The sequence below is a fragment of the Terrabacter sp. P2_E3 genome (assembly GCF_056403915.1).
In genome coordinates this window covers 20,212-46,562 of the sequence record NZ_JBFUEN010000002.1, presented here as the reverse complement: position 1 = coordinate 46,562, position 26,351 = coordinate 20,212, and the positions used below count along the sequence as shown (strand labels likewise).

The window sequence follows — 26,351 nt, the reverse complement described above, 5'->3', positions numbered from 1 at the left end:
GCCGCTCCACCCTCCCAGTCGAGTGAGCGCTCGAACGGGCACGACCTCACACGTGTGGACGCCGAGCCGGCCAGCGCTGGGACACTGGGGGTGTGAACGAGCCCGGCGGTGACCTCGTGATCGCAGCCGGTCCCGGCCTGCGGCGCGGTCTCGTCATCCCCGCCGGCGAGCTCGTCGAGCGCTTCAGCCGGTCCTCCGGCCCCGGCGGTCAGGGCGTCAACACGACGGACAGCCGGGTCGAGCTCGTCTTCGACCCGGAGACCTCGACCGCCCTGACGCCGGCCCAGCGCGAGCGCCTCGTCACCGCCCTCGACGGTCGGCTCGTCGCCGGACGGCTCACGATCGTGGCCTCCGAGCAGCGCTCACAGCTGCGCAACCGGGCCGCGGCCCGCGAGCGTCTCGTCGACCTGCTGCGCGACGGCCTGGCTCCCCCGCCGCCGGCCCGACGGGCCACGAAACCGACGCGCGGCTCGCAGCGGCGGCGGATCGAGGGCAAGAAGCGCCGCTCCGAGGTCAAGTCGGGTCGTGGCCGCATCCGACCCGACTGACGGAGCGCATGACGGGAGCACTCGACGTACGGAACCGACCGGGCGTGGCCTTCTCGACACGTCAGGCGTGCGGAGGCTCGAGCAGCGTCGTGTCGACGACCGCGTCGACGTCGACGGGGCCGTAGACGTGCGGGAACGTCTCACCCGTCGCCGGGTCCCCGACCTCGCGGACCACGCGCGACAACAGCCGCGACTCGTCGATGTGCAGCAGCACGAGGGGTTCCGTGACGTCGGCGTAGAAGCGCGACCGCACGACGGGCCACTGCTCCGCCGACGAGGCATGGACGAAGCCTTCCTCGGCGAGCGAGCGGCCGCGCGTCGAACGCGCATAGGTGCCGTCCCGGAGAGCCTGCTGCCAGTGGGCCTGCTCGGCCAGGTGGTAGATCATGCGCCGCGACGCTACCAAGCAGGCCCGCGAGCGGTGACGTGTATCTCAGGCAGCGCCCACGCCCCCTGAGGAGAGAGAGGCTGGGGGTGTGGATCGCGGTCGACCGCAGTCCCCGGCCGCACGCACCTGCTGGGAGGACGGCGCACCATGACCAGGACGCAGGACCCTCGGGACGAGGCCGAGCTGAGATACCCGCCGAGCGTGGCGAACCTCGGCGGCCACGACCTCTCCTACGTCGACACCGGCCACGGCTCCGCGATCCTCTTCATCCACGGCCTGCTCGGCTCGCACGAGAACTGGACCCACCTCGTCGACCGCCTCGACACCGAGCACCGGGTCGTCATCCCCGACCTCTTCGGGCACGGCGCCTCGGCCAAGCCCGTCGGCGACTACTCGCTCGGGTCGCACGCCGCGATCCTGCGCGACCTCATCGACCGGCTCGGCATCGCGAAGGTCACGCTCGTGGGCCACTCCCTCGGTGGGGGCATCGCCATGCAGTTCTGCTACCTCTTCCCCGAGCGCGTCGAAGCCCTCGTCCTCGTCTCCAGCGGAGGCCTCGGGAGATCTGTCAGCCCACTGCTGCGCTCGGCGACCCTCCCCGGTGCCGAGCTCGTGCTGCCGGTCATCGCCTCGGCCTGGGTGCGCGGCCGCGTCGAGACCGTCGGGCGCGCCGTTCGCGGCCTCGGCTGGCGACCGAGCGCCGACGTCTCGGCCGCGTGGAAGGGCTTCACGTCCCTCTCGGACGCCGAGAGCCGTCGGGCCTTCCTGGCCACGACCCGCGGCGTCATCGACCCCGGCGGCCAGACGGTCAACGCGCACGGGCAGCTGACGACCGCAGACCACATCCGCACCCTCGTCATCTGGGGCACCCGGGACCGGATGATCCCCGTCGGCCACGCGGAGCGCGCCCACGAGGTGTTCCCCGGCGCCGAGGTCGTGCTGTTCGAGGGCGCCGGCCACTTCCCGCACCTCGAGCAGCCGGACCGCTTCGCGAGCGTCCTCGAGCGGTTCATCCACGGCTGACGTCGGTTTGGCCGCGACCCGAGACACCATCGTGTCTCGTGCGGAGGTCAGGCCGGCCCGGGCCCGAGGGCGTGGGTCCCCGACCGGCGCAGGGCCTGCGGGTCGACGACGGTGACGCGGCCACGGTCGAGGACCACGGCCCCGGCCGACTCGAGGCGACGCAGGACGCGGTTGGCCGTCGGCCGGGTGACCCCCGCCAGCTCGGCCAGCTCGGACTGGTTGAGGTGCACCGTCACCGGGGAGCGTGACGGTGCGGCAACGGCATACACCCCACACAAGGACACGAGGCTGCGCACCACACGGAGCTCGGCGGGCGTGTGCAAGGCCTCCATGAGCGCGTCGGTCAGTCGGCTGACCCGGGCTGCGAGGAGGCGCACGAGGAGACGGTTGACCTCAGGGTGGCGGTCGCACAGCCGCTCGAAGTCCGCGAAGGACAGCGACAGGGTCACGGTCCGCTCGACCGCCTCGATCGTCGCCGTCCGCCGGCCGGCGCGCACGATCATCGCGAGCTCGCCGAAGGCCTGGCCCGGGCCCATGACGGCGTAGGCCAGCCGGTCCCCCTGCTCCGACGACCGGCGGGCGACGACCCGGCCCTCGACGACGAAGTGCACGGTGTCGGCGGCGTCCCCCTCGTGGAAGACCACGTCGCCCGCGTCGTACGTGTGGCGGTGCATCGACGCCACGACCTCCCGACGCTCGGCCGGCGCGAGGTCGGACAGCAGCCCGAGGTCGAGGGTCACGGCCGCCCTGCCGTCCGGTCCCGGTGCCGGCGAGCACTGCCGGGGTGTCGCCGCGCGCACAGACAGCGGCCGGCGGCGGCGGGACCGTCGTGGGAGACGACACCAGAACGTGACCGCACCGGGACATCTGCAGCACGAGGGGCAGCGAACCCCTCACCGAGGGAAGGCACTTCCATGACGACGACAACGGCACGACGACGGGTCCACCCGGACCTCGCGCACCACCACCCCCGGGTGACGCGCCTGCCCCGAGGCGGGTGGACGTGGGAGTGCGACTGCGGCGGCGCCTCGGCCCGCTCCGTCGTGGCCCGCCTGACGTGGCACCAGGCGTTCGTGGGTGCCCTCATCCACTCGGCCTCGATCGCTCCCTGAACGGTCACCGCAGACCCTCGCCGAGGCGCCCCCGCAGGGGCACGGGGAGCGGCGCCAGCGACGCACGCGCCTCGGCGAGCAACGCCGACTCCGCCCGGTCGAACACATCCTGGGCGGAGTCTGGCGTGTCCCCGATGGCGGTCATGCCGACGCGGCCGCACTCGGTGATCGAGCTGATCATGTGGAAGACGACGCCCGTCTGGCGCGACTGGTCGAAGTGGAGGCCGGCGCGCGCCACGAGGTCGAAGAGGTCGTCGACACCCATGCCCCGGAGCGTCTCGTCCTCGAGGTGGTCGGTCGCCACGAGGTGGCGTTCGGCGCCGGACGGGGTGACGAAGCGCCCCTCCTCGTGGACATAGGTGCCGTCGGTCAGGAACTGCAGCGTGAGGAACGGGTGCGTCGTACCGCCCCTGCGCAGGTTGATCTCGATGGCGTGGGTCTGCCATTGCTTGCCCTGGCGGACGACGACGAAGTCGAGGGCGAACCGCCCGAGCACCCCTTTGTCCGCGAGGATGCGACCCACCTTCTCCGCCTCCCTCGTGATCGTCGTCGCGTAGGCCGGATCGGCCGGGAACCGCGCACCGAGGTACATCTGGCCCGTCGGGCCACCGAGGACCTGGTCGTGGGTCGAGAGGATCTCCAGCTCCCCCAGGGGCGTCACGCGCAGCTGCACGCTCGGACTGCGCACCTCGTCACCGACGATGCGCTCCTCGACGATGCCACCGCGCTCGTCCAGCCGCCCGAGGTAGGCACCGGTCTCGATGCGTGCGTCCTCGAGCTGCATGCCCAGCACCCGTTCGGTGACGACCGCACGCAGCGCGCCTGTCTCGCCGCCCGGATCCACGGCCGCCGCGGCCGCCGCGGCCGCCTCGGCCGCCGCGTCCACGGCGGTCAGGTCGACGAGGGCGTTGCCGGAGCCCGAGACACCCTCGTCGAGCTTGACCATCGCCCACTGCGCGCCGGGCCGCGACGCGTGCAGCTCGAGCACGGCGTCGACGACCTCGTCGACGGTGTGGACGTCCTCGGCGCCGAAGGGATGGTCGACGCCGGCCTCGGCGAAGATCCGTCGGCAGCCGGTCTTGGTGCCCAGCGGATAGAGGCGCGGGTCCGCGGCATACATGGGGATGCCGAGCATCAGCGCCAGGTCACGCTCGCGCGTCGTGCTCGTGTACGGGACGATGTGCGACCGTGCCGGGTCCGTCACGAGGGAGGTGATGCGGGACAGGACCCGGGGGCGGGCCAGCAGCTTGTCGGTCAGAGGCCGCGGGGAGGAGTCACCCACCGAGACCAGGTCGAGTCGGGCCCGGGCATGGCTCGGGATGACGCCGGGGAGCAGCGACAGGTAGTACTCGATGATGTGCTCGTTGATCGGCATCGACGTCACGTAGACCATCCGGAGGCGCGGCTGACGCAGGAGCAGCAGCATGAAGAGGAAACGCTCCTCCATGGCCTGGTTCATGGCGCCCGCCGACTGCGTGAGGTTGTCGACGCTCATCGACGGCACGACGACCACCGACTCCCGTGGGTCGGCTTGACCGAAGCGGCGCCAGACATCGGGCAGGGCCTGCTGCAGGTCGTCGAACAGTCGGCCGCGCGCCACCTCGTCGAGCGCGTCGAGGCCACCGCCGTCCACCGTCGGGACGATCGGGGCCTGGGTCGTCGCTTTCATGGGTCGTCCTCCCGGTCGGTGGTGCCGATGACCTCGTGGACCTCGAGGGGCCGCGAGATGCCGCGCAGCTCCACCGGCCCGAGCGAGCGCGTCTCGAAGCGCTCGTCGATCCCGGCACGCACGCGGGGGCTGATGAGGATCTGGCGGGCGGCAGCGGCCGCGCAGAGGCGGGCCGCGACGTTGGTGACGGTCCCGATCGCCGCGTAGTCCCAGCGTCCTTCGAAGCCGACCCGACCGAGCGTCGCGTAGCCCTGCGCGATGCCCACCCCGAAGCCGAGCTGGTGCCCCTGCCGGGACCACCCGGACGCGAGGTCGTCGACGCGGTCGCGCATGTTGAGCGCCATGCGCACGGCCCGCTCGGGTGCGTCCGGACACGGCGGGGGGTCGTTGAAGAACACCATGAGCCCGTCGCCGGCGAAGTGCTCCAACGTGCCCTCGTAGGCGAAGACGAGCTCCCCGAGGGCGCCGTGGTACTCGCGCAGCACGGACATCGTCTCCTCCGGCTCGGCGGTCTCCGCGAACGCGGTGAAACCCCGGAGGTCGGTGAAGACGGTGGTGATGTCGCGTCGGTGGCTCTCGAGGAACGACTCGTCGCCGGACTCGACGATGAGGCCCGCGATCTGCGGAGACAGGAACCGGCGCAGGCGGCCCAGCCGGTCGAGGTCGTCCACCTGCTCGGCCACCCGGGTCTCGAGCTCGGCGTTCCAGCGCTCGAGCGCGACGGTCTGCTCGAGCACCGTGTCGTGCAGTCGTTTGACGCGCGCCAGCGACCGGACCCGCGCCACGAGCTCGGCCTGGTCGAACGGCTTGGTGACGAAGTCGTCGGCGCCCACCTCGAGGGCGCGCAGTCGCTGCTGGGTCCCGCTCGCCGTCACCATGACGACCGGCAGCATCGCCGTGCGGGGGTCGGCCTTGATGCGCTCGCACGTCTCGTAGCCGTCCATGACCGGCATGAGCACGTCGAGCAGGACGACGTCGACCTCGCACTCGGCGAGCGCCTCGAGGGCAGCCTGCCCCGACGCCTCCGAGCGCACGACGAAGCCCCGCGGCTCGAGGACGGCGTGCATGAGCTTGCGGTTCTGCTCGAGGTCGTCGACGACGAGGACCCGCACGCCCGTGAGCGGCCGGACCATGGCATCGCCGTCGAGGGGCGTCACGGCTCCGGGGCCTCCCGTCGGGGCAGGTGACGGCGCACCTGCGCCGGGAACTCACGGACGCTGATCGGCTTCTCGAGGTAGCCCGCGAAGCCCGAGACGAGGGCCCGCTCGCGGTCGCGGTGCATCGCGAACGCCGTGAGCGCGACGATCGGGATGTGCGCGGTCGGCTCGTGGTCCCGGATCAGCTCGAGGGCGGCGAAACCGTCGATGCCGGGCAGCTGGAGATCCATGAGGATGACGTCCGGCAGGCTGGTCCTCGCCTGCTCGACCGCCTCCTCACCGGTGGTGGCCACGAGGACGCAGAAGCCGGCATACTCCAGCACGTCCCGCGCGAGCTTGAGGTTGCGCGGGTTGTCCTCGACGATGAGCACGACAGGCAGCTCGCTCACGGCCCCTCCCCCTCCCGCACGTGCTCGGCGGCGACCGTCGCGAGCCGGCGCGCGAGCCCCGGCAGGTCGATGCCGGCCTTCTCGGCGACGAACGCGATGCGCCCCTCGAGACGCGAGCGGTCTTGTGGTGTCAGGGACTTCGCGGTGAGCACGACGATCGGCGGCCCATCGGAGTCGCGGTGCGGCCGCAGCTCGTCGATGACGGCGAAGCCGTCGACGTGGGGCATGAGCAGGTCGATGACGACGACGGACGGGGCGACCGCACGCACGAGGTCCGCCGCCTGCTGGCCGCCCGCGCACGTGTGCACCTCCCAACCCAGCGGCTCGAGCGTGCTGCGCACGAGCTTGAGGGCGAGGGGGTCGTCGTCGACGACGACGACGCGCAGCCGAGGACTCTGCTCGTCCGCGCGTGGCGGTGGCAGCAGCCGCGTCACGGCGGCGAGGAGGTGCTCACCGCTCACGGGCTTCACGAGGTACTCCGTGGCCCCCAGGGCGAAGCCACGGCCGCGCTCGGGCTCGACGCTGACCACGACCACGGGCACGTCGGCCGTGGCCGGGTCGTTCTTGAGCTCGGTGAGGACCTCCCACCCGTCCATCCCGGGCAGGTGGATGTCGAGGACGACCGCCACCGGGTCCTGGGCCCGGACGAGGTCGAGTCCCTGCTCGCCCGTCGACGCGGCGACGGGGCGGAGACCGGCTGCACGCAGGTGCAGCTCGACGAGCTCGGCCGAGCGCGGGTCGTCCTCGATGACGACCACGGTCGGACCGTCGACGTCCTCGACGTCGATCGTCCACACGTCACCGCCGGCCTCCCGGTCGGCGTCGGGCTGCGGGACCGAGATCCCGAAGGTGCTCCCCTCGCCCGGTGTGCTCGTGAGCCAGAGTCGCCCGCCGTGCAGCTCGACGATGCGGCGGCTCAGGGTGAGACCGAGGCCGGTGCCCTCGCTCGACGACGCCGTCCGCTCGCCCTGCTGGAACGAGTCGAAGATGCGCTCCTGGTCCGCCGGCGCGATGCCGATGCCCGTGTCGGTGACCGTGACGCCGACCTCCTCACCGTCGCGCCAGGCCCGGACGACGATGCTGCCGCCGTCCGGCGTGAACTTCACGGCGTTGCTCAGCAGGTTGAGCAGGACCTGCTTGAGACGCAGCTCGTCCGCCGTGACGAGGCCGAGCCCGTCCGATGCCTCCAGCGTCAGGCGTATGCCGTGCAGCGCCGCACGCTCGCGCACGAGCGAGAGCGCCTGGACGATGATGTCGTCGATGGGGAAGGTCGTGAGGTCGAGCTCCATGCGTCCGGCTTCGATCTTGGACAGGTCGAGGATGTCGCCGAGGAGGGCGAGCAGGTGGCGCCCGGCCGAGTGGATGTCCTGGAGGTAGTCCTCCTGCCGCTCGTTGAGGTCGCCGAACATCCGCTCGAGGAGCACCTCGGAGAAGCCGATGACGGCGTTGAGCGGTGTCCGCAGCTCGTGCGACATGCTCGCGAGGAACTCCGACTTGTGCTGGCTGGCCTCAGCGAGCGCGACGCTCTGCTGCTCGAGCTGCTGGTAGAGGCGGGCATTGGTCAGCGCGACGGCCGACTGGCTCGCGAAAGCCGCGAGCAGCTCGCACGTCTCGTCGCTGAACGAGCCCGTCGACTTGCGCCGCACGACGAGCGCCCCCACGACCCGGTCGGGACGCACGAGCGGGATGGCGACGAGCGAGCGCCAGCCCGACCCGTGGAGCACGGCGAGGTGCGGGTCGAGCGGCCCGGGCGCGGCGTCGAGGTCGGGGATCTGGAGCACCCGCCGACCGCGCGCGGCCCGGCCCACCCAGGTGCGGTCGATGTGGATCTCCGCGGCCCGCAGCGCATCGATGACGTACTCGCTCGTGCCGTAGGCCGTGCGCACCCGGAAGAGTCCCGTCGCCTCGTCGAACTCCATCAGCGAGCCGCCGTCGGTGTCCGACAGCTCGACCGCGTGGCTGACGATCGTCGTCAGCACCTCGTCCGCGACGAGCGTCGAGCTGATCGCCTCCCCCACCTCGGCGAGCGCCTCGAGCTGGTCGACCTTGCGGGCGAGCTCGGCCGACCTGCTCTCGAGCGCCGAGAAGAGCTCGACGTGCCGAAGGGCGAGCGCCGCCTGCTCGGCGAACGTCGACAGGAGCTCCTCGGCGGCCTCGTCGAAGGGCGCGACCTGCGTGCGCCACACGTTGAGGGCGCCGACGACCTGGTCGCCGACCACCATCGGTGCGCCCATCATCGTCCGGTAGCCACCGACCCGCTGGAAGTCGGTGCGACGGTAGTCCGGATCGGCGAGGACGTCCTCGATCTGGTGCACCCTCCGGTCGATGGTGACCCGTCCGACCAACGTCGCGCGGTCGCGGACGATCGGGTGCTGCGAGACGAAGTCGACGAACTCCGGCGTCAGTCCGCTCGACCGCGCGAGCACGAACGAGTCATCCTGCACGAGGTAGATCTGCGCGACCTGCGCGCCGAGGAGCCGCCGGGCGCTGTCGACGACCGCGTCGAAGACCTCGTCACGGCTGGCGGCGCCGCCCGTCGTCGAGGCCGTGAGGACCTTGAGGATGTCGCTCGTGGCCCGCAGCTGCTCCTGCGTCGTCGCCAGCCGGTCGGCGAGCTGGTGGGCACCCCCGACCGCCTCGTCGCCCGTCTCTTCGAACCCGCTCATGCGAGTCCCCCATCGACCTGTGAGTCCCTGTGGTCCCCCACCGAGTGTCCTCCCCGAACGGTCGGCGCACCATGGGAATCCGAAGAGCTCGACGCCGGGGTCCAGCCGGCGCCCCGCGAGGCAGCGCGCAGATGACTGCACCCGGCACCACCTCACCCCTACTCTGAAGACGAGCGCCCCGGGGGAACGGGCCCGCTCGCCCTGCTACGGAAGGACTTTCATGCCTGACTCCAGCACCGTTGCCGGCCCGACTCCTGACCTCACGCGCAAGGCCGTGGCCGAAGCCGTCGGAACGTTCATCCTCGTCTTCTTCGCCGTGGGCGCCGCCGTCGTCGGCCTCGAGACGATGAGCAGGCTCGCCGTCGCCGTGGCCTTCGGCTTCGTGCTGCTCGCACTGGCGTACGCCATCGGCCCCGTCTCGGGCTGCCACGTCAACCCCGCCGTCACCCTCGGCGTGCTCATGCGCAAGGGCATCACGACGACCGAGGCGATCTACTACTGGATCGCCCAGCTCGTCGGTGCGATCCTCGGCGCGGCCCTGCTCAAGCTCATGGTCTCGAGCTTCGGTGGCGTCAAGGACGAGACCGGCGCCCTCGGGACCAACAACTGGGGCGCGACGATCACCGCGGGTGGCACCTTCGTGCTCGAGGTCGTCCTCACCTTCCTCCTCGTCCTCGTCGTCCTGCTCGTGACGAGCCGGGCCGCGGCACCGGGCTTCGCCGGACTCGCGATCGGACTCGTGCTCACCGTGATCCACATCGTCGGCATCCCGCTCGACGGCACCTCCGTCAACCCGGCCCGGTCCATCGGGCCTGCCCTGCTCAACGGCGGCGAGCCGCTGGCTCACGTGTGGATGTTCATCGTCGCGCCGCTCATCGGCGGTGCCATCGCGGCCCTCGCCTCCCCGTACTTCGAGACGGCCGTCTCGAAGACCGACACCGACCCGACGGGCGCCGACGTGCCGGCCTGACCGTGCTTCGCCGACTGTCCAACCTTGTGGCGCGCGCCTGCCCCATGATGAGTCCATGAGCGACGCATCCGGGGGCAGGCACGGGTCGAGCAGGCCGAAGGGCCGTGCCGCCGTCCGGTGGGTGGCCGCCCTGGCGGTGCTGGCCTGGCTCGCCATCGGGGGCGTCGGTGGTCCCCTGGTGGGGCGGCTGTCCGAGGTCGCCACCAACGACAACGCGAACTTCCTTCCCCCGTCGGCGGAGTCGACGTCGGTGAGCAAGCTCGTGGGCCGCACGACCGACACCCAGACACTCCCCTACCTCGTCGTGGTCGAGCGGCAGAGCGGGCTGACCCCGGCGGACCTCACGGCCGTCCAGCGATACGTCGACGGCATCCCCGGCCTGAAGCTCGCCGACCCCGGACGCACGGTCGGCGAGTTCCTGCAGTCGCCCCCGACCCTCGCGATCCCCAGCCAGGACAAGCAGGCTGCGCTCGTCCCCGTCGCCTTCCTCGCCGACAAGGCCGAGGACACCATCGCCGGGAACACCGCGTTGTATGCCGTCGCGCAGGCCCTGCGCGAGTCCGCTGCGTCGACGTTGGGTGCGTCCGGCCTGACCGTCCACGTCACGGGTGCCGGCGGCTTCTTCGCCGACTTCATCATCGCCTTCGGCGGCATCGACGGCATCCTTCTGCTCGTCGCCCTCGGCGTCGTCTTCCTCATCCTGCTCATCGTCTACCGCAGCCCGATCCTGCCCTTCGCCGTGCTCATCTCGGCCGTGTTCGGCCTGTCCCTCGCGGCGCTCGTCGTCTTCCCCCTCGCCAAGAACGGCACGATCAGCCTGAGCGGCCAGAGCCAGGGCATCCTGTCGATCCTCGTCGTCGGCGCCGCGACCGACTACGCCCTGCTCCTCGTCGCGCGCTTCAAGGAGGAGCTGCACGACGAGGAGTCGACGTGGGCGGCGATGAAGATCGCGTGGCGGGCCTCGCTCGAGCCGATCGCCGCGAGCGCTGCCACCGTCGTCCTCGGCCTGCTCTGCCTGCGCCTGTCGGATCTCGGCAGCACCAAGGGTCTCGGCCCCGTCGGCGCGCTGGGCATCGTCGGCGCCTTCGTCGCGTCCCTGACCTTCCTGCCCGCGCTCCTGCTCCTCATCGGCCGACGCGTCTTCTGGCCGCAGGTGCCCCACGTCGACCACGTGCACAGCGCGGACGCGGTGGGCACCCGCGGCATCTGGGGCCGGGTCGCCGGCATGGTCGGGCGCCACCCCCGGCGCACGTGGGTGGTCACCCTCCTCGCCCTCGCGACCTGCGCGGCGTTCCTGCCGACGCTCAACGCGCGGGGCATCGCCCAGTCCGACCTCTTCCTCACCCAGGTGGACTCCGTCACCGGGCAGGAGGTGCTCGCGCGCCACTTCCCCGCCGGCTCCGGCTCCCCCGTCCAGGTCGCCGCCCCCGAGGCCAAGGCCGATGCCGTGGTCGCGGTGCTCGAGTCGACCGACGGGGTCAGCAGCCCACAGGTGGGGCTCGTCCCCGGCCAACCGCCGAAGGTCGTCGACGGCCAGGTCATCGTGCAGGCCACGCTCGACGCCGCCGCCGACAGCGTCGCGGCCGAGGACACCATCGAGACGCTGCGCGCCTCCCTCGACCGGGTCGGCTCCGACGTGCTCGTGGGAGGGACCACCGCGACGAACCTCGACGTGCGCCTCGCCAGCGAGCGCGACCTCAAGGTCATCATCCCGACGATCCTCGCCGTCATCTTCGTCGTGCTCATGCTGCTGCTGCGCTCGATCGTGGCGCCGCTCGTCCTCGTCGCCGCGAACGTCCTGTCGTTCGCCGCGACGATGGGCGTCTCCGCGATCGCCTTCAACCACGTCTTCGGGTTCCCGGGCTCCGACCCGTCGACGCCGCTCTACGGCTTCGTCTTCCTCGTCGCACTCGGCATCGACTACTCGATCTTCCTCATGACGCGCGTCCGTGAGGAGTCGCGCACCCGTGGCACGCGGCCCGGCATCCTCGTGGGCCTCGCGGTGACGGGCGGTGTCATCACGAGTGCGGGCATCGTCCTCGCCGCGACCTTCTCGGCCCTCGCGGTGCTGCCGATCCTCTTCCTCGTCCAGATCGCCTTCATCGTCGCCTTCGGCGTCCTGCTCGACACGCTCATCGTGCGCAGCCTGCTCGTCCCGGCGGTGTCCTACGACCTCGGCGACCGCATCTGGTGGCCCATCGGTCTCCGCCGGACGCCCCGGCCGGCGGCGGGAGCCGGCGCGATCGACAGCGAGGGATCCGGAGCACCGCGGACTAGTGCGGCTTCAGGACGATCTGCAGAGCGATGACCGTGAGCCCGACCAGTCCCCCGGCGAGCGCGCCGGCGACCAGCCACGGTCCCCGCAGGCCGGCCCGGCTGCTCGCGACCGCCGACAGGAAGGCCAGGGTCAGCAGCCCGGTGAGCTCCACGGCGGGAAGGGTGTCGGCGTTCCCCAGCGCTGTCACCCGACCGATGACCAGGACGGCGAGCGGGGGCACGGCGGCCAGCAGGAGGTGCACCTGCCGGCGCGCCACCGCCAGCCATTCCGCGCTTGTGAGCCTCCGCTTCACCGCAGCATGCTCATGGAGGACCTCCGAGAACGCGTGCGCCAGGCACACGGCCACGATCGGTGACACGACGACGACGGCAGCGGATGGGAACGACAGGTCGGACCAGCCGGAGTAGGCGGACAGCACGGCCATCACGACGATGGTCGCGTAGGTCAGCCGCTCCAGGTCCAGGTCGACCCCGGCGACGCGCACCGAATGCGGATCTTGACTCGTCACGCGGACAAGGCTCGCACGGAAATGGCGGCCGCTCAGCGGATCATCGGACGACGTTGCGCCGCAGACCTGCCACGGAGGGGCTCGTTGGTACTAGCCTGACAAGCGCTGAGGTTGAGGCAGCCCGAGCGGGGGACGGACCCATGAGCGAGAGCGGTACGTCGGCGTCGAGCGCGGACACCGAGACCCCACCCTTCGCGCTGGACGCCGACGAGGTCGTGGCCGCGGCCGGCTCAGACACGGACTCCGGTTTGACCGGGGCGCAGGTCGCGAGTCGCCGGGCAGCCTTCGGCCCCAACGCGATCGCCGCCGAGAGACCGCCGTCCGTCTGGGCCGTCGCCGCGAGCCAGCTGCGCGATCCGATGAACATCATGCTCGTGGCCGTCGTGGTCGTGAGCCTTGCCATCGGCCAGGTGTCGACCGGAGTGATCGTCGGTCTGCTCATCGTCCTCAACCTCGCCCTCGGCACCCGGCAGGAGCTGACGGCCCGCGCCAGCGTCGACGCCCTCGCCAAGATGCAGACACCGCAGGCGCGGGTCGTCCGTGACGGCGCCCTCTCCCTCGTCCCCGCCACCGAGATCGTGCCCGGGGACGTGGTGCAGGTCGAGGCAGGCGACATCGTCCCGGCGGACGGACGCATCGTCCGTTCCGCCACCCTCGAGGCCCAGGAAGCCGCGCTGACCGGGGAGAGCGTGCCGATAGCCAAGGACCACTCCGCGCTGGGATCCGTGGACGTCGCTCTCGGCGACCGGACCAACATGCTCTTCCAGAACACGTCCGTCACACGCGGCACCGGCACCATCGTGGTCACGGCGACCGGGCAGCGGACGCAGATGGGCCAGATCGCGACCATGCTCAGCTCGGTCACGCGAAAGCGTTCACCGCTGCAGAAGGAGCTCGACACCCTCACCAAGGTGCTGGGCGTCATCGCCTGGGGAGCGGTCGCCGTCATCGTCGTCGTCGGTCTCGTCCGCGGGACGCCGGCCAAGGACCTGCTGCTGCTGGGCACGGCGATGGCCGTCTCCGCGATCCCCACGGGAATGCCGGCCTTCGTCTCCGGACTCCTGTCGATGGGCGCCAAGCAGCTGGCTGCGTCCAAGGCCGTGGTCAAGAACCTCACCGACGTCGAGACACTCGGGTCGACGAGCGCGATCAACACCGACAAGACGGGCACGCTGACCCTCAACGAGATGATGGTGTCCACGCTGTACGCGAGCGGGTCGTGGTTCACCGTCGACGGCGAGGGCTACCGCAAGAGCGGGGCGATCCGGGCCGTGGCCGGCACGCCGGTCCCGGACTTCACGCGTCTGGGCCTCGGGTTGTGCCTCGACAGCGACGCAGTGGTCGGCGACGACGGCTCGGTGATCGGAGACCCCACCGAGGCGGCGCTGGTGGTGCTCGCCGCGAAGCTCGGGATCGACGCCGAGGAGACCCGCCGAACCTACCCGCGCCTGGCCGAGGTGCCCTTCGACTCCGAGTACAAGTTCATGGCCACGTTCCACCGGGTGACCCTCGAGGGGGCCGAGCACCTCATCGAGCTCGTCAAGGGCGCCCCCGACGTCGTCATCGCCCGCTGCACCCTGGCGGGTGGTCCGCTGAGTGGCTCGCAGGTCCCCATCGGGCAGGCGCTCGACGGCCTCCTGGAGGCCAACGAGCGGATGGGCGGCAAGGGACTGCGCGTGCTCGCGTTCGCGGCTCGCCTCGTCGCCGACGACGAGGTGGCGACCATGGACGCCGACCCCATGGCTCTGACGCAGGACCTGTCCTTCGTCGGGCTCGCCGGGATCATCGACCCCCTGCGCACCGAGGCGAGGAGCGCTGTCGCGACGGCCCTGACGGCCGGGATCGACGTGCGGATGATCACCGGTGACCACGCCGTCACGGCTCAGGCGATCGGCCAGGAGCTGGGGCTGGGTCCGGGGGCCATCAGCGGCGCCGATCTGCAGGCGCTGAGCGACGAGGAGCTGAAGCAGCAGCTGCCGATGCTGCACGTGTTCGGCCGCGTCACGCCCGAGGACAAGCTCCGGCTGGCTCGGGCGATGCAGGAGGAGGGGATGATCGTCGCGATGACCGGTGACGCCGTCAACGACGCCGCCGCCCTCAAGCAGGCAGACATCGGCGTCGCGATGGGGAGCGGCAGCGAGGTGACCAAGCAGGCCGCACGCATGGTGCTCACGGACGACAACTTCGGGACGCTCGTCCATGCCGTCGAGATCGGGAGGCGCGCGTACGACAAGGTCGTCTCGTACGTGCGCTACCAGATGACCCAGCTGCTCTCGCTGGTGTTCCTCTTCCTTGCGGCAACCGTGTTCGACGTCAACCGCGGTGTCGCGATGACCCCGACCATGGTGCTCTTCCTGCTGTTCTTCGCGACGGCCGTCGGTGTCATCGTCATCGCCGTCGACCCGGGTGACCCCGACGTCATGAGCCGGCCTCCCCGCGACCCCGGCCTCACCATCACGAACCGGTCGGCCGTCGTCATGTGGCTGGCCTACGCGGCGGTCCTGTTCGTGGCCGCCTTCTTGCCGTTGGTGCTCGGGCCGGACGAGCCGAGCCCCACGCGAGCATCCGTGTCGATGACGATGACGTTCGTGGTGATGGGCCTGGGCACCGCGTTCAACGCGGTGGTCAACCGGCGCGACCCCACCAGCGGACTCACGCCCCCGATCCTCAGGGCGCTGGCGATCGCCCTGATTCCGGTCGGCATGCTCCTCCTGGCGACCCAGCTGCCGACGTTGCAGCAGGCACTGCTGACCTCCGAGCTCACGCCGGGCCAGTGGCTCGTCTGCGCAGCCCTGGCAGCCGCGCTCCCCGCCGTCGTCGAGCTCGGCAAGCTGGTCAGGCGGCGCCGGCACGCGCCGGCGGACGCCCTCGACCCGCAGTCGGCGGTCGCGCCTGCCCGCGCCCTGACGACGCCGCGCGCCTGAGCGCCGACCCGAGAGCTTTCAGGTCGCCCCGCCCACCGGCGAAACCTCGACGTCGTCCTTCCTCGTCAGCTCACCGGCGATGTCGCGTTGCATCATGTCGGCGACGACGCCGGTGTCGAGGCCCTGGCCGAGCAGGACCGCGAGCTTGGTGAGCGCGGCCTCGCACGTCATGTCGTAGCCCGGCACGGCGCCGGCCCGCATCAGTGCCGACCCGGTCGCGTACGCCCCCGGCTGCACCGATCCGCGGACGCACTGGGTGACGACGACCACGACGATGTCCTCGGCCGTGGCGGCCTCGACGACGGCCATGAACTCCCGGTCGTTCGAGGGTCCGTTGCCCGCCCCGTAGGCCTCGATGACGAGTCCCTGCAGCGGGGGTCGGCACAGGTTCGCGAGGATCGAGGCCGAGAACCCGGGAAAGAGCCGCACCGCTGCCACCTCCCCCAGCCGTCCGGCCCGGAGCTCGGGTTCGCCCTCGGCGGGGCGCACCAGGGTGTGCCGGACGTCGATGTCGATGCCGATCGCGGCGAGCGGTGGGAAGCGTGGCGAGTCGAAGGCGTCGAGGCCCGAGGCGTCGACCTTCGTCGCCCGGTTGCCTCGCAGCAGCACCTCGCCGAAGAGCAGCGTGCTCTCCGGGACGTCGGACCGCGCCGCGACCTGGAGCGCCCCGATGAGGTTCTGCCGCCCGTCGCTTCGGGTGCGGGCGACGGGGATCTGCGAGCCGGTGACGATGACCGGCTTGCCGAACGACGGAAGCAGGAACGAGAGCGCGGACGCCGTGTAGGCCATCGTGTCCGTCCCGTGCAGGACGACGAACCCCCGGTGACGGCTGCGGCGCTCGTGGAGGACTCGCGCGATGGCGCACCAGTCGTCGGGCGTCGCGTTGGCGGAGTCGATGGGTGGGTCGAGCTCCTCGAAGACGATCGGGGGCAGCTCCCCTCTCGAGTTCTCCACGATCCAGTCGACATAGGGGGCGAGCGCACCCGCCACGGGCGCGTAGCCGTCCGGGGTGTCGACCATCCCGATGGTCCCACCGGTGTGAAGCACGAACACGCTGTCGCTCACGTGTCTCCCTTGGTCGGATCCCGGACTCTCGCGAGTCGACGCCCCAGGCCGCCGGTCCCGGCGGCCTGTGCCGCTCACCGTGGCACCGGACGCTCCGCCGTGTCCAGAGCCTCGCCAGGACGCGCTCGGCGGACGGCCACCACTCCCGTGAGCGGGCCACCGTACGCGGTGCACTCACCCCGTCCGGATGATCCGCAGCAGCCTGCCCGGTGTCACGCTCGGGGGGTGTCGATCATGAGGCGGAGGTCCGGGGATGGCTGCCCCTCGGCCGTCGACGGTGGGTGACGGTGGCCCCGGCTCCTGACGGGCGGACAGCTGCCGCGGCGCCCCTGACGGCCTCGCGGTCCTTCCACGTCATGTCCAAGCCCACCGGCGCCGTCTGCAACCTCGACTGCGAGTACTGCTTCTTCCTGTCCAAGGACGAGCTCTACCCGGGCAGCACCTTCCGGATGGACCCGCAGGTCCACGAGGCGTACATCGGCCAGCTCCTCGCGGCCCAGCGCGGCGCCGACGAGGTGGTGGTGGCGTTCCAGGGCGGCGAGCCGACCCTCATGGGTCTCGACTTCTTCCGACGAACGCTCGAGCTGGAGGAACGTCTCGCCGCGCCGGGTCAGCGCATCCTCAACACCCTGCAGACCAACGCCACGCTCCTCGACGACGAGTGGTGCGCCTTCCTGCGCGACCACCACTTCCTCGTCGGCGTCTCGATCGACGGACCACGCGAGATGCATGACGCCTACCGCGTCGACAAGGGCGGCAAGCCCACCTTCGACCGGGTCATCCGCGGTCTCGAGGCGCTCAAGCGCAACGGGGTCGAGTGGAACGCCCTCACCACGGTGAACGCGGCCAACGGCGACCACGGCCGGGAGGTCTACGGCTTCCTGCGCGACGAGCTCGGGGCCACGTTCGTGCAGCTCATCCCCATCGTGGAGCGGGTGACGGCCGAGCTGCTCCCGCTTGCCGAGTCGGGGTGGGGCGCCCGGTCCGGTGACCGGCCGCTCTACGTGCAGGACGGCAGCCTCGTCACCCACCGCACGGTCAGTGCACACCAGTACGGCCGCTTCCTCGTCGACGTCTTCGAGGAGTGGGCCCGCCACGACGTCGGCGACGTCTTCGTCTCGATGTTCGACACCGCCCTCGCCCACTGGATGGGCATGGACCAGGCCGGCCTGTGCGTCCATGCCCGCACGTGTGGGGACGCCGTCGCGCTCGAGCACAACGGCGACCTCTACTCCTGCGACCACTACGTGGAGCCGGGCTACCTCCTCGGCAACATCAGGCAGGGACGAACGCTGCTCCAGCTCGTCGACTCGCCCCAGCAGCGCGCCTTCGGACAGGCCAAGCTCGACACGCTGCCGGCCTACTGCCGCTCGTGCGACGTCCGGTTCGCCTGCAACGGCGGCTGCCCCAAGGACCGCTTCCTCACCGCCCCCGACGGCGAGGCCGGCCTGCACTACCTCTGTGAGGGCTACCAGCTCTTCTTCCGACACGTCGACGCACCCATGCGCGTCATGGCGTCCTTGTTGCGTCGGGGCCGGGACGCCACGGGGCTGAGGGAGTGGTATGCCGTCCGCGACGCCGAGCGCCGCCCGGGTGACCCATGCTCATGCCTCGGTGGCGCCGTGTGGGCGGACTGCCATGGGGCCGGCACGAGCGATGACGCGCGCCCCTGACCACGGCTCGCGTGAGCGCCGACCTTCTCATCCGCCGAGGGTGAGGCACAGGGCACCGTCCCCGTCACATGCTGGGCGGAGCCCCGCCTGAGGAGCACCCGTACCTTCGTCGGATCCGCGAGCGCCGACGATCGTGAGCAGTCGCGAGCAAGGAGTCATGACATGGCGCAACCGTTTCGTGGTGTGGTCAACGTCGACATCAGGGACTCGGTGGAGGACTGGGCCCCGTTCGCCCCGCCGAAGGCACCCGAAGGGTCGCCCAACGTCGTGTACATCGTGCTCGACGATGTCGGGTTCTCCGCCATGAGCTGCTACGGCGGCCCCATCGAGACCCCGAACATCGACAAGATCGCCGGTGACGGGGTGCGCTACACCCAGTGGCACACGACGGCCCTGTGCTCGCCCACCCGGTCGTGCCTGCTCACCGGACGCAACCACACCCGGAACTCCATGGCGTGCATCACGGAAGGGGCCAGTGGCTTCGCCAACGCCAGCGGCACCATCCCGCCCGAGAACGGGATGCTTCCGGAGATCCTCGGCGAGCGGGGCTGGAACACCTACATGGTCGGCAAGTGGCACCTGTGCCCCACGGTCGAGATGAACCTCGCCTCGACGCGTCGCAACTGGCCGACCGGGCGCGGCTTCGAGCGCTGGTACGGGTTCCTCGGGGCCGAGACCAGCCAGTGGTACCCGGAGATCACCTACGACAACCACCCGGTCGACCAGCCGAGATCGCCCGAGGAGGGATACCACTTCGGTGAGGACATCACCGACAAGGCCATCGAGTTCATCATGGACGCCAAGGCCGTCGCGCCGGACAAGCCCTTCTTCCTCTACTACGCACCGGGTGCCGCGCACGCGCCGCACCACGCGCCCAAGGCGTGGATCGAGAAGTACGCCGGGCGCTTCGACGCGGGCTACGAGGCGATGCGTGAGGCCACCCTGGCCCGTCAGGTCGAGATGGGCATCGTCCCGGCGAACACCGAGCTCCCACCGATGAACCCGATCGGCACGCCGGAGACGCGCACCGGCCCGGACGGCCAGCCGTTCTCGGCCGTCGACACCACGCGGCCGTGGGACTCGCTGTCCGAGCAGGAGCGGCGCCTCTTCGCCCGGATGGCGGAGGTGTACGCCGGTTTCCTGTCCCATGCCGACGCCCAGATCGGTCGGTTGCTCGACTACCTCGAGGAGACGGGCCAGCGGGAGAACACCATGGTCATCCTCGTCTCGGACAACGGTGCGAGTGGTGAGGGCGGCCCGGACGGGTCGGTCAACGAGATGTTGTTCATGAACGGCATCCCCGACGACATCGACGTCAACCTCGCCATGCTCGACGAGCTGGGCGGGCCCAAGACGTACAACCACTACCCGAACGGGTGGGCGATGGCGTTCAACACGCCCTTCAAGATGTGGAAGCGCTACGAGTTCAACGGAGGCACCTCCGACCCGTGCGTCATCTCGTGGCCGGCCGGCATGACCTCCAAGGGTGAGATCCGGGAGCAGTACCACCACGCCATCGACCTGGTGCCCACCGTCCTCGACGCCCTCGGCATCGAGGCCCCGGAGACCATCAAGGGCCACACGCAGAGCCACTTCGACGGCGTCAGCATGCGCTACAGCTTCGACGACCCCGAGGCCCCCGGTCGGCGGCAGACGCAGTTCTACTCGATGCTGGGCTCGCGGGGCATCTGGCACGACGGCTGGAAGGCCATCACCACGCACCCGACGATCAGCGGTTGGTCGCACTTCAACGACGACGAGTGGGAGCTCTACCACGTCGAGGTCGACCGCTCCGAGCTGCACAACCTGGCGGCGGAGCAGCCCGACAAGCTCCGTGAGATGGTCAACCTCTGGTACGCCCAGGCCGGCGCCAACGAGGGGTTCCCGCTCGATGACCGTTCGGCGCTGGAGATCCTCGTGTCCCCCCGGCCCCAGCTGTCGGCCCCGCGCGACCGGTACGTCTACTACCCCAACCACGCCGAGGTGCCCGAGGCCCAGGCCGTCGTGGTGCGCGGCCGGTCCTTCGTCATCGGCGCACTGGTCGACATCCCCGAGCCCGGCGCCCAGGGCGTGCTCTTCGCCCAGGGGTCGCGGTTCGGCGGACACAGCCTCTACGTCAAGGACAACCGGCTGCACTACGTCAACAGCTTCGTGGGCCTGTTCGAGCAGAGGGTCGTCGCGACCGAGGACCTGCCCACCGGCGAGAACCTCATCCTGTCGGCGTCGTTCGTCAAGGACGGCACGGAGCAGACCCCCGTCGCCACCGGCACCCTGTCGCTCTACCACGGCGACACCCTGGTCGGAGAAGGCCAGATCAAGCTCCAGCCCGGCAGCTACATGATCGCCGGGGAGGGACTGGCGGTGGGCCGCGACATGGGCGACCCGGTCACGCAGGACTACCCCGGCGAGCGCCCGTACCGGTTCACGGGAGGCACCATCAGGCGCGTCGCCGTCGACGTGAGCGGCGAGCCCTACGTCGACCTGGAACGTGAAGCGCAGGGCATGTTGATGCGTGAGTGAACCGCCACCGACCCCCGCAGGGTCGTCACACGATCGGTCCCCACGAAGGCCGCACGGGCCCACGGCTGGAGCATGAGCATGCATGAGGACGAGCGTGGTCGGGCCGAGTCACCGGCCGACCTCGCACCACGGGGGCGGGTGCTCGACGAGATCCGCACACCGCGGGCGGCGGCCATCGCCGGGATCGCCTTCGCCGTGCTCCTGGGGGCGGTCGTCATCCTCATGTACCTGGCGCTCCCGGGCACCGGCGGCCGCTCGACGTGGATCACCGATGCGGAGCGCCGCGGCAGGGTCACGCTGGCGACGCAGCTCACCCCGTACGCGGGCATCGCCTTCCTGTGGTTCATCGGGGTGATCCGTTCCCGTCTCGGGCACCGCGAGGACAAGCTCTTCGCGACAGCCTTCCTCGGGTCGGGCCTGCTCTTCGTCGCCATGCTCTTCGCCGCATCTGCAGACGTCGGAGCGCTGCTCGCCCTCTACGACGGGCCCGACAGCGTCTCGCCGGAGTACGTCCGGCAGGTGGGGGCGGTCAGCACGGCCCTCCTGACGACGTTCGGCATCCGCATGGCAGCGGTCTTCACGATGGTCGTCACGAACCTCGGCCGTCGCACCGGGATCGTGCCACGCTGGCTCGTCGCCGTGGGGTTCGTCGTCGCGCTGGTCCTGCTCCTCGCACCACCGCGGACGGTCTGGGCCGTCCTGCTCTTCCCGTTGTGGGTCTTGCTCCTCAGCCTGCACCTGCTGGTCACGTCGTTCCGACCGGAGCCGGCGACGGCGTAGGGCAGCGCAAGGAGCCGTGGAGCCCTGAGCGGGCCCCACGGCCCGAGTCACGCGTCAGCGGCGATCGCGGCGATCGTCGCGCCGGTCCTCACGGCGTTCACCGCGCCGGTGAATCCCGTGCGCGACGACGACGGCGCCGCCGACGGCGGCCACTGTCCTTCTCCTGCGCCTGGCTGCGAGTGGCATGTCAGGCTCCTTCCTCTTCGTCGGACTCGATGGCGGCGATGACGGCCTGGATCGGGATGCGCCCGCTGGCCACGAGCTGGCCGCCGGCGTGACGCACCGCCGCGCCGAAGGGAGCCGCCCACAGGTTCTCCCAGACCAGGACGGCCGCCGAGCTGCCGGGCTCGATGGTGTCGGCCAGGTCGGCGACGTCCTGCTCGCTGAGCAGCATGGCCAGCTCGGTCTCGTACGCACGGAGCTCGCCGATCTCCGAGTCCTCCAGGTCGGTCGCCTCGAAGGCCTCGAAGCTGCCGTCCTCCGCCTTCTTGAAGAACAGCAGGTCCAGGACCCGGATGAGCTCGCGATCCACGTAGTCCTTGAGGATCGGGGCGATCTTGCCGTTGAGGGTGCTGCCCTCGAACTCCACGACGATCCAGTCCACCGGACCGAGCTCGTCGACGTTGAGAGTCATGTCATCTTCTCCTTGAGGTGCGTCCGATGGATCGGTGCGTCCGATGGGGGACCGATCCCAACGCTAGGAGCCGCTCGTCCGTCCCGCGTCATCCGCCGGGGATGAGCCTCTCGCCGTGGGCACGCAGATGCGGGCCCGTCAGCCGGACTCGCACGTCACGGTGGAGCTGGCGAGGGGACTCGAACCCCTAACCGCCTGTTTACAAGACAGGTGCGCTACCAATTGCGCCACGCCAGCACGTCTCGGCGCGAGCGCCGCGGACGGGCGAAAGCGTAACCGAGCGGGACGGCATACGCCCAAACACCGGGCGCGAGCCGACGCCGGACATGAGAAGGACGGCCCCGCGCAAACCCAGGGGTTGGTCGCGCGAGGCCGTCCGGCTCAGTTGTATCAGGAACTCACGGGAGTCGCAGAGTCTGACCCACGAAGATGAGGTTCGGGTTGGTGACCCGGGCGCCGTTGGCCTTCCAGAGGGCCTTCCAGCCGCCGGCCACGTGGTAGCGCGCGGCGATCTTGCCGAGGGTGTCGCCGCTGTGCACGGTGACCTTGGCGCCCTTGGCGGTGTTCTTGACCGTGGGCTTCGTCGCGTACGTCTTCTTCTTGACGACCTTCTTCGTCGTCACGGGCTTCCGGACGGTCGACCGCGAGACCGGGGTCGTCGTTGCGCCACCGTTGGCCCGCGTCAGGCCGGCCCGCTGCGAGCACACCGGCCAGGCGCCGGGGCCCTGGGAGGCGAGCACGCGCTGCGCGATGGCGATCTGCTCGGCCCGCGTGGCGAGGTCGGCGCGCGACGCGAAGGCCGTGCCGCCGTAGCCGCGCCACGTGCTCTGCACGAACTGGAGGCCGCCGTAGTAGCCGTTGCCGGTGTTGATGTGCCAGTTGCCGCTCGACTCGCACTGGGCGACGCGATCCCAGACCGAGGCGGCCTTGGCCGACCCGCCCGTGGCGATGCCACCGACGATGGTGGCGGCTCCAGCGATTCCGACTCCCGCGATGCGCTGCTTGGCCGAGATCTTCTTGGCCGCAGCATGCTTGGACATGTACTGCATGGGTGATCCTTCCTGACGCGCGCCTGCGGGGTTAGCTGTCGGGTTGGGGCGTCAGGTGCCCCGTCGCGGATGCGACTTCACCCCGAGACCAGATCTCGTCCTCTTGACATGCGCTTCGACACACATGCACTCACTGGCCACACTGGGTCCCCCGTCCTCGCCCGGCCCACGGGTGTGGGCTACATCCCTGGCTGGCGAGGCTCGGCGCGCTCAGGGAACGGATAAATGGGTGTCCATGTGAAGTTGTGGGAGCGTTCGTGTGGAGCCGGACGCGACGAAGCGACCCGGGAGCCGAGTGGTGCTGCTCCCGTTCGACCCGAAAGTCGAGGCCGCCGAGCACTGACGGTACGGGAGGTTTCCGCAGCGCACAAGGCACGTCGAGACACTTCCGTGATCTTTTTTTCAGCCCCAGATGCAGGTCGATGCGCTATGCACACAGGCCCCGCACAGAGGCCGCCCGGACGCCCCACAGGCCCCGCCCCGCACGCTCACCGTCTCGTGCGCCGAGCCGTCACTTCCCGAAAGGGTTCGTCGTGAACGGGTCCCACGTGAGGCTCGACCCGTGCTGCAGGGCCACGAGCGCAGCCGCGACGCCGAAGACGGCGAGCAGCCCGGACACGATCTGCGCGGCCAGGCCGGCCGGCACGAGGCGCCGCGCCATCGAGCGCGAACCGCGTCGCAGTGAGGCGCCGCCGGGGCCCCACCACAGCATGAGCAGGCCGAGGACACCGCCGATCGCGAGCGTGATCGGTGTGCCCGGGCCGAGGTCGGTCCCCTGCGTGCCGGCGAGGAGCAGGGCGGCCGCGAAGACGCCGGCGAGCGCCACCGCCACGGGCAGGAGCAGCCCGACCCCGGTTGCGATGATGCCGACGACGAGGTGCCACGGGCTCGACACGACGGCGAAGGGCACGTCGCTGCGCCGGCGGCCGAAGTCGTAGCGGCGCAGCACGAGCGCCGTCACCGAGCGATCGGTGGCCCGGGCGAGCGCCGACAGGACGACGAGCACGACGAGGGCGATGCCCGGCCACGCCATGAGGGCACCGACCCAGGCGATCGCGACGGCGGCGAGCAGGCCGGTGCGCATCGGCAGTCCGATGCGCGGGTCGCCCTCGCGCTGGGCGGGCTCGTCGTCCTCGTCCCACTCGTCGTCGGGCCAGTAGCCGTCCTGCGGAGCCGGTTCGACGTCCTGGCCGCCGCGCCCGTGTCGGGCATCGTAGGCCTGGGCGCCACCCCAGTCGTCCGGCGACGTGGGCTCGTCGTCCCAGCCGTGGTCGTATGCCGCCGGGCCGGGATCGGGCGACCGTGGACCGGTCGGGGGCGGGGCCCACCGCACCGGGTTCCCCGCGGCCGCACCAGCGCCCACGGCGCCTGCCGTGCCTGCTGTGCCTGCTGTGCCGACGGGCGGCATGACGGCGGTGCTGCCGTGCTGCACGACCTGGGTGTCTCCGGGGGTCGCGCTGACGCGGCCGTCGTCCCACGGGTTGCCGCTCGGCGTCGGCACGGTCGCCGCGCGGCCGGCGGCGTAGAGCTCGAGCGCCGCGATGACCTCGTCGGCGTGGGGGCGAAGCCGCGGGTCGGGAGAGAGGGACGCGCGCAGCAGCGGCACGAGGCGCGGGTCGACGCCCTCGAGGTCGACGTCACCGGCACGGACGCGGGTGAGCACGGCGTCCATGCGGGCGCGGCCGAACGGCGGACGGCCCGACGCGGCATACGTGATCGTGGCGGCCCAGCCCCACCAGTCGGTGGCGTCGGTGATGGCGGCACCCTCGACGAGCTCGGGCGAGAGGTAGCCTGGCGTGCCCATGACGAGCCCGCCGACGGTGTGGCGCACGTCGTCCTGCAGGTGCGCGATGCCGAAGTCGATGAGGACCGGGTCGCCGTCCTCGATGAGGACGTTGCCCGGCTTGATGTCGCGGTGGACGACCCCGCACGCGTGGATGGCGCGGATCGCCTCGGCGATCCCGCGGGCCAGGCGGAGCAGGTCCGCCGGGGCCAGCGGGCCGTGGTCCTCGACGACCTCGTCGAGGGCCGGGCCCGGCACGTAGCGGGTCACGATGTAGGGGCGGGGCGCCATGACGTCGGCGTCGATGACGCTCGCGACCCGCGCGTCGCGGATGCGCGAGAGGGTGTCGACCTCACGGGACAGGCGCTGCCGGGCGTCGGCGTCGTGCGCGACGTGGGCGCGCAGGACCTTGATCGCGACGGCACGGCCGCGCGGGTCGAGGGCGAGGTGGACCACGCCCATGCCGCCCTCGCCGATCTCCTCGATGAGGCGGTACGGGCCGATCCGCTGCGGGGACCCCGGCCCGCCGGGGCGCGCTGCCACGGGCACGCCACCGGTACGCGCGCCGGGCCGCGGGTTGGGCACCCGCTCGGTCCGGTCGTACGCAGTCATACCCCTACGGTATGCGACGGGGGCGCCACGGCAGGAACCCTGCGGCAGCGAGCCTCGGAGTGTCCTCGTTCGTCGGTTCTGTCCGGTTTCTCCAGAGCGTCAGCTGCTGATGTAGTCGCGCAGCTGATCGCGCTCGGACTGGAGCTCGGAGAGCCGGTGCTTGACGATGTCGCCGATGCTGACGATGGCGGCGAGCTTGCCGTCGGCGTCGACGATCGGCACGTGGCGCACCCGCATCTCCGTCATCGTCCCCGCGAGGTCGGCGATGTTGTCGTCGGCCGAACCGGTGGTGACCTCGCTCGTCATGATCTGCGACACCGGCGCCTCGAGCACGCTCGTGCCGGTGCTGTGGAGGTGCCGGACGATGTCGCGCTCGCTGACGATCCCGTCGACGCTCGAGCCGTCCGTGCTCACCACGACCGCGCCGATGCGGTGCTCGGCCAGCAGGCCGAGCAGGCCTGCGACCGTCTCGTCGGGCTTGATGGTGATGACCTCGCTGCCCTTCTTGCGCAGCACGTCAGAAATCTTCACGGCGACTCCTTCACCTCGGCGCGATGCCCTCAGGCGGCCACCCGCTCCACCAGAGATGCCCTGTCTCGACCC

At 71.1% G+C, this 26,351-nt stretch carries 21 protein-coding genes, 1 tRNA gene and 1 riboswitch; of the genes, 9 read left to right on the top strand and 13 right to left on the bottom strand.

What is annotated here, in order from left to right:
- Positions 1 to 92 precede the first annotated feature (92 nt).
- Entirely contained in the window at positions 93 to 548 is a 456-nt protein-coding gene (gene arfB / locus AC1DW8_RS01960) for an alternative ribosome rescue aminoacyl-tRNA hydrolase ArfB (protein WP_200958944.1), read from the top strand.
- 61 nt (positions 549 to 609) lie between these two features.
- On the opposite strand, the gene AC1DW8_RS01955 is transcribed toward arfB, so the two are convergent.
- Positions 610 to 936, bottom strand: coding sequence for a DUF952 domain-containing protein (locus AC1DW8_RS01955; RefSeq protein ID WP_056771514.1), 327 nt, complete (start codon positions 934 to 936; stop codon positions 610 to 612).
- A gap of 147 nt (positions 937 to 1,083) precedes the next feature.
- Here AC1DW8_RS01955 and AC1DW8_RS01950 point away from each other — a divergent pair, with 147 nt between their 5' ends.
- A complete protein-coding gene (locus tag AC1DW8_RS01950) occupies positions 1,084 to 1,959 on the top strand; it encodes an alpha/beta fold hydrolase (protein ID WP_056771517.1) in 876 nt (291 codons plus the stop codon).
- 47 nt (positions 1,960 to 2,006) lie between these two features.
- On the opposite strand, the gene AC1DW8_RS01945 is transcribed toward AC1DW8_RS01950, so the two are convergent.
- Positions 2,007 to 2,699 carry a Crp/Fnr family transcriptional regulator gene (locus tag AC1DW8_RS01945; RefSeq protein WP_056771520.1) on the bottom strand — a complete coding sequence of 231 codons (693 nt, stop codon included), beginning with the start codon at positions 2,697 to 2,699 and terminating at the stop codon, positions 2,007 to 2,009.
- A 174-nt stretch (positions 2,700 to 2,873) separates the two neighbouring features.
- On the opposite strand from AC1DW8_RS01945, the gene AC1DW8_RS01940 reads away from it, so the two are divergent.
- Entirely contained in the window at positions 2,874 to 3,071 is a 198-nt protein-coding gene (locus AC1DW8_RS01940) for a PDDEXK family nuclease (protein ID WP_020143422.1), read from the top strand.
- A gap of 4 nt (positions 3,072 to 3,075) precedes the next feature.
- Here the strand turns inward: AC1DW8_RS01940 and AC1DW8_RS01935 are convergent, their stop codons facing one another.
- The 4 genes from AC1DW8_RS01935 to AC1DW8_RS01920 are packed head-to-tail and all read right to left on the bottom strand — an operon-like array spanning position 3,076 to position 8,952.
- Positions 3,076 to 4,740 carry a peptide ligase PGM1-related protein gene (locus AC1DW8_RS01935; RefSeq protein ID WP_056771524.1) on the bottom strand — a complete coding sequence of 555 codons (1,665 nt, stop codon included), beginning with the start codon at positions 4,738 to 4,740 and terminating at the stop codon, positions 3,076 to 3,078.
- Entirely contained in the window at positions 4,737 to 5,897 is a 1,161-nt protein-coding gene (locus tag AC1DW8_RS01930) for a response regulator (protein WP_478091483.1), read from the bottom strand. Before AC1DW8_RS01930 ends, AC1DW8_RS01935 begins: the two co-directional genes overlap by 4 nt.
- Complete coding sequence (locus tag AC1DW8_RS01925) at positions 5,894 to 6,286, bottom strand: response regulator (protein ID WP_056771530.1); 393 nt, start codon at positions 6,284 to 6,286, stop codon at positions 5,894 to 5,896. The genes AC1DW8_RS01930 and AC1DW8_RS01925 overlap by 4 nt, the downstream gene beginning before the upstream one ends.
- On the bottom strand, positions 6,283 to 8,952 hold the full coding sequence (locus AC1DW8_RS01920) for a response regulator (protein WP_478091481.1): 2,670 nt from the start codon (positions 8,950 to 8,952) through the stop codon (positions 6,283 to 6,285). Before AC1DW8_RS01920 ends, AC1DW8_RS01925 begins: the two co-directional genes overlap by 4 nt.
- A 220-nt stretch (positions 8,953 to 9,172) precedes the next feature.
- Here AC1DW8_RS01920 and AC1DW8_RS01915 point away from each other — a divergent pair, with 220 nt between their 5' ends.
- Positions 9,173 to 9,922: an MIP/aquaporin family protein gene (locus AC1DW8_RS01915; RefSeq protein WP_056771536.1), complete on the top strand. Its 750-nt coding sequence runs from the start codon at positions 9,173 to 9,175 to the stop codon at positions 9,920 to 9,922.
- 55 nt (positions 9,923 to 9,977) lie between these two features.
- The gene (locus tag AC1DW8_RS01910) at positions 9,978 to 12,230 is read left to right on the top strand and encodes an MMPL family transporter (RefSeq protein WP_478091478.1); all 2,253 of its coding nucleotides are present in this window, start codon (positions 9,978 to 9,980) and stop codon (positions 12,228 to 12,230) included.
- Here the strand turns inward: AC1DW8_RS01910 and AC1DW8_RS01905 are convergent.
- The gene (locus tag AC1DW8_RS01905) at positions 12,196 to 12,684 is read right to left on the bottom strand and encodes a hypothetical protein (protein WP_056771541.1); all 489 of its coding nucleotides are present in this window, start codon (positions 12,682 to 12,684) and stop codon (positions 12,196 to 12,198) included. The genes AC1DW8_RS01910 and AC1DW8_RS01905 overlap by 35 nt on opposite strands.
- A gap of 164 nt (positions 12,685 to 12,848) precedes the next feature.
- Between AC1DW8_RS01905 and AC1DW8_RS01900 the strand changes: the two genes are divergently transcribed.
- Positions 12,849 to 15,632, top strand: coding sequence for a cation-translocating P-type ATPase (locus AC1DW8_RS01900; protein ID WP_056771544.1), 2,784 nt, complete (start codon positions 12,849 to 12,851; stop codon positions 15,630 to 15,632).
- 18 nt (positions 15,633 to 15,650) lie between these two features.
- Here the strand turns inward: AC1DW8_RS01900 and AC1DW8_RS01895 are convergent, their stop codons facing one another.
- Positions 15,651 to 16,697 carry a type I asparaginase gene (locus AC1DW8_RS01895; protein WP_156415405.1) on the bottom strand — a complete coding sequence of 349 codons (1,047 nt, stop codon included), beginning with the start codon at positions 16,695 to 16,697 and terminating at the stop codon, positions 15,651 to 15,653.
- 356 nt (positions 16,698 to 17,053) lie between these two features.
- Between AC1DW8_RS01895 and AC1DW8_RS01890 the strand changes: the two genes are divergently transcribed.
- From AC1DW8_RS01890 to AC1DW8_RS01880, 3 genes are all read left to right on the top strand, one after another.
- Positions 17,054 to 18,370 carry an anaerobic sulfatase maturase gene (locus AC1DW8_RS01890; RefSeq protein WP_056771553.1) on the top strand — a complete coding sequence of 439 codons (1,317 nt, stop codon included), beginning with the start codon at positions 17,054 to 17,056 and terminating at the stop codon, positions 18,368 to 18,370.
- A gap of 162 nt (positions 18,371 to 18,532) precedes the next feature.
- On the top strand, positions 18,533 to 20,890 hold the full coding sequence (locus AC1DW8_RS01885; protein ID WP_478091473.1) for an arylsulfatase: 2,358 nt from the start codon (positions 18,533 to 18,535) through the stop codon (positions 20,888 to 20,890).
- Between the two features lie 72 nt (positions 20,891 to 20,962).
- Complete coding sequence (locus tag AC1DW8_RS01880; protein ID WP_478091471.1) at positions 20,963 to 21,670, top strand: hypothetical protein; 708 nt, start codon at positions 20,963 to 20,965, stop codon at positions 21,668 to 21,670.
- 187 nt (positions 21,671 to 21,857) lie between these two features.
- On the opposite strand, the gene AC1DW8_RS01875 is transcribed toward AC1DW8_RS01880, so the two are convergent.
- The 5 genes from AC1DW8_RS01875 to AC1DW8_RS01855 all read right to left on the bottom strand — a co-directional run bounded on the left by AC1DW8_RS01875 (position 21,858) and on the right by AC1DW8_RS01855 (position 26,279).
- A complete protein-coding gene (locus AC1DW8_RS01875) occupies positions 21,858 to 22,304 on the bottom strand; it encodes a DUF6325 family protein (RefSeq protein WP_056771560.1) in 447 nt (148 codons plus the stop codon).
- A 161-nt stretch (positions 22,305 to 22,465) separates the two neighbouring features.
- Positions 22,466 to 22,541: transfer RNA gene (locus tag AC1DW8_RS01870), tRNA-Thr, on the bottom strand.
- A gap of 161 nt (positions 22,542 to 22,702) precedes the next feature.
- A complete protein-coding gene (locus AC1DW8_RS01865) occupies positions 22,703 to 23,353 on the bottom strand; it encodes a LysM peptidoglycan-binding domain-containing protein (protein WP_056822338.1) in 651 nt (216 codons plus the stop codon).
- 3 nt (positions 23,354 to 23,356) lie between these two features.
- Positions 23,357 to 23,544, bottom strand: a riboswitch (cyclic di-AMP (ydaO/yuaA leader).
- A 320-nt stretch (positions 23,545 to 23,864) separates the two neighbouring features.
- The gene (locus tag AC1DW8_RS01860) at positions 23,865 to 25,748 is read right to left on the bottom strand and encodes a serine/threonine-protein kinase (RefSeq protein WP_478091468.1); all 1,884 of its coding nucleotides are present in this window, start codon (positions 25,746 to 25,748) and stop codon (positions 23,865 to 23,867) included.
- Between the two features lie 99 nt (positions 25,749 to 25,847).
- Entirely contained in the window at positions 25,848 to 26,279 is a 432-nt protein-coding gene (locus AC1DW8_RS01855; protein WP_056822342.1) for a CBS domain-containing protein, read from the bottom strand.
- Between the last annotated feature and the right edge of the window lie 72 nt (positions 26,280 to 26,351).

Excerpts from the sequence above, each read along its gene's own strand:
- AC1DW8_RS01910 (WP_478091478.1), top strand. The coding sequence starts at position 9,978 with ATGAGCGACGCATCCGGGGGCAGGCACGGGTCGAGCAGGCCGAAGGGC.
- AC1DW8_RS01865 (WP_056822338.1), bottom strand. The coding sequence starts at position 23,353 with ATGCAGTACATGTCCAAGCATGCTGCGGCCAAGAAGATCTCGGCCAAG.
- AC1DW8_RS01935 (WP_056771524.1), bottom strand. The coding sequence starts at position 4,740 with ATGAAAGCGACGACCCAGGCCCCGATCGTCCCGACGGTGGACGGCGGT.
- AC1DW8_RS01915 (WP_056771536.1), top strand. The coding sequence starts at position 9,173 with ATGCCTGACTCCAGCACCGTTGCCGGCCCGACTCCTGACCTCACGCGC.
- AC1DW8_RS01900 (WP_056771544.1), top strand. The coding sequence starts at position 12,849 with ATGAGCGAGAGCGGTACGTCGGCGTCGAGCGCGGACACCGAGACCCCA.
- AC1DW8_RS01950 (WP_056771517.1), top strand. The coding sequence starts at position 1,084 with ATGACCAGGACGCAGGACCCTCGGGACGAGGCCGAGCTGAGATACCCG.
- AC1DW8_RS01890 (WP_056771553.1), top strand. The coding sequence starts at position 17,054 with ATGTCCAAGCCCACCGGCGCCGTCTGCAACCTCGACTGCGAGTACTGC.
- AC1DW8_RS01920 (WP_478091481.1), bottom strand. The coding sequence starts at position 8,952 with ATGAGCGGGTTCGAAGAGACGGGCGACGAGGCGGTCGGGGGTGCCCAC.
- AC1DW8_RS01875 (WP_056771560.1), bottom strand. The coding sequence starts at position 22,304 with ATGACTCTCAACGTCGACGAGCTCGGTCCGGTGGACTGGATCGTCGTG.
- AC1DW8_RS01885 (WP_478091473.1), top strand. The coding sequence starts at position 18,533 with ATGGCGCAACCGTTTCGTGGTGTGGTCAACGTCGACATCAGGGACTCG.
- AC1DW8_RS01880 (WP_478091471.1), top strand. The coding sequence starts at position 20,963 with ATGAGCATGCATGAGGACGAGCGTGGTCGGGCCGAGTCACCGGCCGAC.
- AC1DW8_RS01955 (WP_056771514.1), bottom strand. The coding sequence starts at position 936 with ATGATCTACCACCTGGCCGAGCAGGCCCACTGGCAGCAGGCTCTCCGG.
- AC1DW8_RS01860 (WP_478091468.1), bottom strand. The coding sequence starts at position 25,748 with ATGACTGCGTACGACCGGACCGAGCGGGTGCCCAACCCGCGGCCCGGC.
- AC1DW8_RS01940 (WP_020143422.1), top strand. The coding sequence starts at position 2,874 with ATGACGACGACAACGGCACGACGACGGGTCCACCCGGACCTCGCGCAC.